Source organism: Calditrichota bacterium (assembly GCA_013151735.1).
Lineage (GTDB): Bacteria > Zhuqueibacterota > JdFR-76 > JdFR-76 > BMS3Abin05 > BMS3Abin05.
In genome coordinates this window covers 1-5,218 of sequence record JAADHR010000078.1, presented here as the reverse complement: position 1 = coordinate 5,218, position 5,218 = coordinate 1, and the positions used below count along the sequence as shown (strand labels likewise).

Here is a 5,218-nt window from a genome sequence, read left to right as displayed (position 1 = left end):
GCCCAGGAAGCGGGTGCGTGGGGAAAAGCCATCGGGATTTCACCCACCGTTTTCGGAAAGGTAACCGGCAGTTTGCCGCCCGGATTCACATCCCCAAAAAGCGCCTCGGCTATGGCCGTCCCTCCCTGTTCCCCCGGAAACCACGCCTCCAGAATGGCCGGCACGTGCTGAGCAATCCAATTAATAGTAAGAGCACGCCCGTTAATGAGCACAACCACGGTCGGTGTGCCGGTGGCTACCACCGCCTGTACCAGATTCCGCTGAAATCCCGCCAAATTGAGACTGGTTCGGGAACGGCTTTCGCCCACAATTTTCCGATTTTCACCCACCACTACAATGGCTGCGTCAGCCTTCTGCGCCATGGAAGCCGCTTTTCGAATTTCGGCGGCGGCCTCTCCGGTAGGAGGTTTGGGGAAAAGCTCGCTCCGGGGCCAGTTTTTATCTACCATGTTGCACCCTTTGGTGTACAGCACTTTCGTATGAGAAGAAACCTCCTTGCGAATGCCCTCCAGGACAGTAGTCAGGGTTACGTTTACCGTGCCATACTTCCCGGACACCAGATGGGCTTCGTTGGCGTTAGGTCCGGTTACAAGAATCGTTTTTAAATCCTTCCGTAACGGCAAAAGATTGTTTTTATTTTTGAGGAGAACCAGGCCTTCCCGGCTGGCCTTTAGGGATAGTGCCACATGTTCGGCCGAGTGCACCACCCGATCTCCCTGTTTTGGGTGCTTCACGTACGGGTGATCAAAAAGGCCCAGCCAGAATTTCACACGCAGGACATCGCGCACCCGCTCGTTGATGGTTTTCATGGAAACTTTGCCCTCACGCACCAGTTCCCGCAGCGGCAAAATGAAATCGGACGGCGGGGTAAAATCGGTCCGCACATTTAACCCGGCCTGAACCGCCTGGCGCACGGCTTCCTTGTACGTCGCCGCCACGTGGTGTTTGCTCCACAGAAAACCCACCGCGCGGCTATCAGACACGACGTAGCCCCGAAAGCCCCATTTCTGGCGGAGCCTGTGCGTGAGAAAATCCCAGCTTCCGGTAATCGGGATTCCGTTGTAATCGTTGTACGAACTCATGACGCCCAGCGCGTGGGCCCGGGTAAACACCGCCCGAAAAGGGGTCAGGTAGATGGTTTCCAGTTCGCGAGGCGTCACGTGGGGAGCTGTTCGGGCCCGTCCGTCGCGTCCGCCCTCCGGTACACCGTACACGGCAAAATGCTTGGGCGTGGACACGATGTGCTCGGCCTGCATGGCCCCACTCATGGCAACCGCCAATTCGGAGGTCAGGTACGGGTCTTCGCTGAAGTTTTCCACCACGCGGCCCCAGCGGGGGTCGCGGGCCATGTCCAAAATAGGGGCGTAGATATTGGTGTAACCCAGGGCCCGGGCTTCCTGGCCCGTGACGTGCCCAATCTGGGTCAGCAGTTTCACATCCCAGGTACTGCCCAGGGCCGGGGGATCCGGAAAACAGGTCGTGCCGATGTTTTTCACGCCATGAATGCCCTCGTTGGTAAAATCCACCGGAATTCCCAGGCGGGTATTTTCAATGAAGAATTTTTGCACCTGGTTCAGAGCCCAGGCATGTTTGGAGGGCGGCCAGGCGTAAGGGGTTTGCGGAAAATCGCGGCGTGTATCGCCGCTCAGGTGCTCATCGATGTTGGCGATGCCGTCCTTCCAGATGGCGGTTTTCCATTCCGGCGTGGGAAGCTGGTCTTTGGCCACTTTGGAATAGCCGTAAAGGGTCGCCATTTGGCAGGTTTTTTCGTTCAGCGTCATGCGGGCCAAAAGGTCGTCCACCCGCTTTTCAATGGGCAGGGCAGGATTTTCGTAGGGATCCATTTTTCCGTTTTTATTCAGATCAATCCAGCCCTTGTGGTAAATGGATTTTTTGGATTTGGCCGGAAGCGGGGTTGGTTTTCCCAGTCCCCCAATAAGGCCAATCGCAAGAAAAATTCCAACCAACTTTTGAACGTGTCTCATTTCTCCAATCCTATTGTTTGACTCTTATTCTCAAAAACCGTTTTAACGGTTTACCTGATTCATTTGTATTTTTTTAAAAAATAGCGCGCATTCCTCCGAAAACGACCATTTCTTGTGGTGATTTTTTTGATTTTTAATGTATCTTTCCACAGTTTCAACCATGGATTCACTCACCGAAAACGCACTGTAACCCACCTGCCAGGCGAATTTTCTCGTAAGTAAATCCTGTTGATTAACCCAATGTGACGATTCCCCTTTTAAATTCTTAAAGATCTCTTGAATAGAATGATTTTGACCAAGTAAAAATAACACATGAACGTGATTTTCTGTCCCATTAATGACTCGCACTTTACAAGATAGATGAGTTTCTAAATGTGCCTTCAAGTGAAAATAGAGTTTTTTTTCAATTTTCGAATGAATCAGCGGTTGTTTGTCTTTTGTACTAAAAATACCGTGAATCCAAATATGGATTAATGAATGAGACATTTTTCCCTCCCCAAAACCGTTGAAACGGTTTCTCTTTCTTGTTCTCTCCTAATTTTACCCACGATTGAAATCGTGGGCTACTTCTCCCTGTGGCTAAGCAAAGTCGAAATTACCAACAGAATGAATTAAATCATTCAAATCAAATTTTGATTTATCCTCACAAGAGCAGTGAAATACTTAAATTTAAAATATTCATCCCAAAAATTGATTCGAGTTTTGAATTTTACTCCTAACCTATCAAACCTTTTAGACCTCCGCTTTCCATCAGCGAAAAAGAGAAAACTCCCTGTAAAATCTCTCAACATTTTAAAAGCAGCATCTTAAAAACCGTTTTAACGGTTTACCTTTCGTGTTTTCTTTAATTTGCCCGGGATTCAAATCATGGGCAGGGGGATTCCCCAGTCACCTCGCTACAATTTTCAACGCGGCGGTTTTAATCCAATTTCCGCCGGGAGATTTTTGCCAGGACGTATGGACGTCGGGTGAAACCCTTACCCGAAACAAACCCGATTTCCTGTCAAATGAAATGAGCTCGGCCCGGCCTTTCTGTGCCAAAATAGTGGGCTTTTTCTTGGCAAAACCCAGAAGCTCACCCTCTTGCTCACCCTTTGCAAAAAGCACTTCAGCTTTCAACCCTCCGGGAAACGGGTCCAGACGGTTCAAACGTTTTTTCCCGGCGGGAACGAATTTGTGCACATCTCCAATAAGGGCTATACCCGAAGGAGTGAGTGGGGCCAGCACAAAATAGGCCCAATCATCCGTTTTTTTCGCTCCAAGGGGATCATCCAGACGATAGGCGGCCAGCTTTCGCTTCAATTTTTTGCCTTTTTTCAAAATTTTGGCTTTGCCGGAAAAATAATCATAAAGCACGGCTGATTGATTCAGCCCAAAATTCTCAGGATTTACGACCACTTTCTGCGCCTTCTGGTTTGGGTTCCAGAGAAAAATGTAGTACACCCTTTGTTTGCCAAAATTAGTCAGGGTCCATCCTGCAATTGGAGCCTTGGGATTTTCGGAAAGCGCCCAGTAGGTTTCGTCCGTAGGGACCAGAGGAATATCGGGTTTCACAATGACGCCGTCCTTCCGAACGGCCCGAAAAATATTTTCCGCGTCTTCTTTCCCAATAGGATCTCCCGTTCCTACCATGCCGGCGGAAAGCGTGGCCAACAGCATGTTGGGAACCTCCCAGCTTCGAAAAACGTCCGTCCAGGGGTAAATCCCCAGAGCACTGGCCAGCCGGGACGTAAACAAAAAATGAATCCAGGCTTTTCGTTTAAACCGGTCACCGCTCACCCGAATCGTGGTCAGATTCCCGTATTTGGAACCTTGCAAAAAATGCCGCGGCTGGGCCATACAATATTGCATGGTTAGCCCGTTTTCCCGGCAGGCGCGGGCCATGTTTCCCATAAAGGCGTCTCCCGCCCACACGGTGGTCTGCATGTCCGGGGAATTGTTGTAAATGGCGCTCAACCAATCCTGTTCGTAGGTGACCACACCCCAGGCCGCAATCTGCCCAATCACGTCATCCCACCACTTGGGGTCTACCGCACCGACACCGGAAATTTTGTACTTTTGGCGGTAGGGACTTTCCACATCAATCCAACGGTTGTGGGTAATGAGCGGAAGACCCAATTTTTGGTGAAAACCTCCCAGACCGTCAGGAAATACGTACGGATCTGCCTTGTATGCCAGCATTCCGCCGTAGCGGTTCCATTGGCCCGCAGTCGGCATGTTTGGATTGCGCGGGTGGGGCTGCTCCGGTTTCTTCCCGGCAGGACTGGTAAACGTTTTCGGATACCACCAGCTGTCGAGTTGCAAATAGTGAAACGGCAGGCCCTTTTTCTGATAGTAGGCCATGAGGTCGAGCAGCGTTTTTTCGTACCCTTTTTGTCGGTCGAAATTGTAATAGTACGTTCCGCCGTTGTCCGTCCAGTAACCCAGGTATTTCAGACCGACGTCCGCATCATTGGACGGGCGCTTTTTCCCCTGGAGATCCGTAAGAGCCCTGCCCCAGGCATCCCACACCCGATTGATGCCCTTGCCCAGCACCAAAAGGGTCCGGTGATGAAATCCACTGGGCAGGGCGTGCACCCCCGGATTCATCCCGCTGAGCAATTGCCCGGTTTTCGCTCCGGTCATGCGGGCAATCATAAAATGATCCGCCGGTGAGACGAGAAAGGCGTCGTCCTTTTTATTGAAAAACAACCAGGGAGTCGCGTTTTCTTCCAGTGAAAACCGCTGGCGGGCGAAGGAATGATCCTCAAAACTCAGCGGCTGAAGAGTCGGAAATTTTGAAAAGGCCGGGAATGGGGAAGCCGGTTGGTCGGATTCCTTCAAATACGTCAGGTCAAACAAAACCACCGGTTTATTGCTGTAAAGGTGAATGCTGGCCTGAAGCGGAACGGTCTCCTTCCACTGAAACACCAGCGCCTGATAGGGGCCAATGCCGTCCCGGCCGTCGATTTTTTGAAGCGTAAGAATCGGATGGGTAATTGTCCCCGAAAAGCGCCAATGAAACCGTTTGCACAATAGGGTATATTGGCCTGTTGATTTTTGCACTGAAACTTCGAGCTGTCCGGTTGTGTTGGTAATTGTTTCCGCCCGAAGGGGAAGCATAAAAATGCCTAAAACGGCCCAAACCGTTACAAACGCCCCCACCCGCCGTAGAAAAAAGCCTACCCTTTTCACCAGGTACCTCCTTACATTTTTGTAGAGCCTATTTTTGTGTACTGAAAATATTGTATTAA

3 protein-coding genes are annotated in these 5,218 nt (G+C 50.6%); all 3 read right to left on the bottom strand.

Features of this window, described 5'->3' with window-relative positions; all coding sequences use genetic code 11:
- Window positions 1-1,985 (bottom strand): beta-glucosidase (locus GXO76_05435; GenBank protein NOY77294.1); only part of this gene is annotated, 1,985 nt, incomplete at its 3' end.
- A gap of 42 nt (window positions 1,986-2,027) precedes the next feature.
- Complete coding sequence (locus GXO76_05430; protein NOY77293.1) at window positions 2,028-2,471, bottom strand: transposase; 444 nt, start codon at window positions 2,469-2,471, stop codon at window positions 2,028-2,030.
- 402 nt (window positions 2,472-2,873) lie between these two features.
- On the bottom strand, window positions 2,874-5,159 hold the full coding sequence (locus GXO76_05425) for a hypothetical protein (protein NOY77292.1): 2,286 nt from the start codon (window positions 5,157-5,159) through the stop codon (window positions 2,874-2,876).
- Window positions 5,160-5,218 lie beyond the last annotated feature (59 nt).